This is a genomic window from Hahella sp. HN01, assembly GCF_018986435.1.
In the GTDB taxonomy this organism is placed as follows: Bacteria; Pseudomonadota; Gammaproteobacteria; order Pseudomonadales; family Oleiphilaceae; genus Hahella.
The window spans coordinates 1-2378 of record NZ_JAHMIN010000102.1; the positions used below are offsets into that span (position 1 = coordinate 1).

The window sequence follows — 2378 nt, forward strand, 5'->3', positions numbered from 1 at the left end:
GCTGAGTTGGCGTCGACCAGATCGTCATGGCTGCATTCCAGATCAAATACCAAGTCGCTGTTCTTATCTCGTAGGTCGTCCAGTCTGTAGAGGATGGCTTCAGCCTCGACCGCGCACTTGATCATGAGGGCGTTTAGAAGCTCTCTGTCTGTCAGGTGGGTGAGTAGAGTTCCGTTCATGTGTGGTCCTTATTGGTAGATAGCGACTGGAAACTTGGCGTTAGGATTAACGGCCTTGATGGCTCGTTTGCTCTTGTATTGGGCCAGTCTGGATAGGTTGCTGATTGGGCCAGAGTAAGGGGCTATGGAAAGCAATAATTTATTGTTCTTGTTGGTTCTGGGTGGGCTGGTTTCAAGCATTACTTAGTCCATGTGTGTTGTGACATGGCTATAATTTAAGTACGCTTTATTTTTGTGTCAAGCGAATAAATAAAGCATGCTTAAGTTAAATCAAGAAAGGTTGAAATTTGGGCAAAAAAAAGCCCGCTGGAAGCGGGCATTAATTTTTAGTCTTTCTCCTATCTCTAAACGGTGCGTCCAACGAATATGACTACACCAATAATTAACCAGGAGTCATCAAGCAAGATAACCGGCTCCGGCCAGTTCGGGTTTGTCGATCTTAGGTACTTCTTATCACCTTCAATGACTACTTGCTTGAATACTGGTTCAACGACGTTCTCTTGCAGGGCTAAAACGTATTTACTACTTTCAACTTTGGCCTCTGGATCAACAAAGAGAAGCTCCCCTTCGTAAAAAGGGGGGGTCATGCTCATCCCTCGTACATGTATGACGAATGTCATGTCGCTACACTCCACAGGGCATGGGTAGTGTTGCAGGTTAGAGAGATCTTCTTCTTTATAAACCGTAGGCCAAGCACCTGCCTGAACCCAACTTATCAACGGGTATACTCCTTTAATTTCAGGCCCCGGTAGGAGACTGGTGGCAGCCGACTCTTCTTTCCCTGATACCAGCCAAACTGGGTTGCATTTAAGCGCTTTAGCGAATGCCAGTAGGTGTTCGCCTTTAACGCTTTTGCTATCGCCTATCTCTAGCTGGCTAACAGCCGCGCCAGTGATGCCAATTTTTTTACCTAAATCTGCCTGTGTGATCTTTAATTCTTTTCGTCGACTTCTAATTCTGTCGCCAATGCTTCCCATTGGGGTCACCACTTTGAAATTTTAAGCAAGCTTAACATTTCGCAAATAAAGTTTGCTTGAAATAAAAATAAGTGTGCTTTAAATTCGTGTCCTGTAAGCGATAAACAGGAGACAAAGTGAAAAAGCAACGCGCAATTAAATACTTTGGAAGCGCTACCAAACTCGCCAAAGCATTGGGGATTAAATCTGCCGCTGTCTCTCAGTGGGGTGAACTCATACCAGAACTTCGTGCATTTCAGCTTGAGCGTTTAACGGACGGTAAGCTGAAAGTTTGCACAACCTACAAATCGAAACGACGGGCGAATATTAAGCAAAAGGAGATTGCTTGAGCATGAAACAGCAATCACGCCTAAAACTGCTTATGTCCGCCGTTAATCGCTGGCTGGAACAACCCAAAGCGAGCCGGGCGATTATCTGCGGAGAAATTGTTCAAGCCGCTGACGACTGCGGGTTGTCTGAAATTCTTAAAAACGAGGGGATCACGTTTAACCGGTCGGATGATCTTTATAACGACATGCGCGTCAACGCCCAAAAGATATTTCGCTGGCTGGGTCAATACGACGGGATACACGCTTTCCTTGATCGTTTGTGGTGTCTCGAGCCCGCCATTGTTGCGGCCATGCCTGAAGCCTTGCGCCTGTCTTATTTGAATGACGTGTTCAGTGTTGCAGGTGTCGTGGTGTGCAGTCGACAAGTGAGTTGCGAGCACATCGACGCCACCCGCATGGCGGCCTGTCTCACCAAAGAACAGATGGAAGCCCAGGTGTCCGTCATTGAGTTGGGCATACACCCGGACCTCGAATCCGCCCGTCGCGCCTATCAGGAAGTGTCCGAAGCGGTCGCCACTGGTGCGGCTGTATTGGGCGAGCTGGAAAGAACCTATCCCGAGCTGAACTATAAGGGCGCTGCAATGGCCGCCCGCTCTCACGCAGTAATCAACTAGGAGGTTGATAGATGGAAGCGCAAGCCAACGTTGTGGCTTTTCCCAGTCCGCACGCTATTGGAATAGTTAAGGCGGATATTGAAAACGGATATACCCGCATGGCGAACGACCTTGTCGATGCTCTGGCTCACGTCGAGCTTAGCGGCAGGCAATACCGTGTGTTCATGGCGATCATTCGCAAGACCTATGGATACAACAAAAAATCCGACTGGATGGCCGCCGAGCAGATTCAGAAGGCTATGGGTTACACAGGCGACATTACACACATTCGCGCAGACC

Annotated in this window: 4 protein-coding genes; 3 read left to right on the forward strand and 1 reads right to left on the reverse strand. The window is 48.2% G+C overall.

Features of this window, described 5'->3' with window-relative positions; translation table 11 throughout:
* Nucleotides 1-523: 523 nt before the first annotated feature.
* Nucleotides 524-1156, reverse strand: a complete 633-nt coding sequence (locus KP814_RS32330) for a LexA family transcriptional regulator (protein WP_216740642.1) — start codon at nt 1154-1156, stop codon at nt 524-526.
* A gap of 116 nt (nt 1157-1272) precedes the next feature.
* Here KP814_RS32330 and KP814_RS32335 point away from each other — a divergent pair, with 116 nt between their 5' ends.
* The 3 genes from KP814_RS32335 to KP814_RS32345 form a co-directional block, all read left to right on the forward strand.
* Nucleotides 1273-1485, forward strand: coding sequence for a Cro/CI family transcriptional regulator (locus KP814_RS32335; RefSeq protein ID WP_216740643.1), 213 nt, complete (start codon nt 1273-1275; stop codon nt 1483-1485).
* A gap of 2 nt (nt 1486-1487) precedes the next feature.
* Entirely contained in the window at nt 1488-2099 is a 612-nt protein-coding gene (locus KP814_RS32340) for a hypothetical protein (RefSeq protein WP_216740644.1), read from the forward strand.
* An 11-nt stretch (nt 2100-2110) separates the two neighbouring features.
* On the forward strand, nt 2111-2378 hold a 268-nt coding region (locus tag KP814_RS32345; RefSeq protein WP_216740645.1), incomplete at its 3' end, for a replication protein.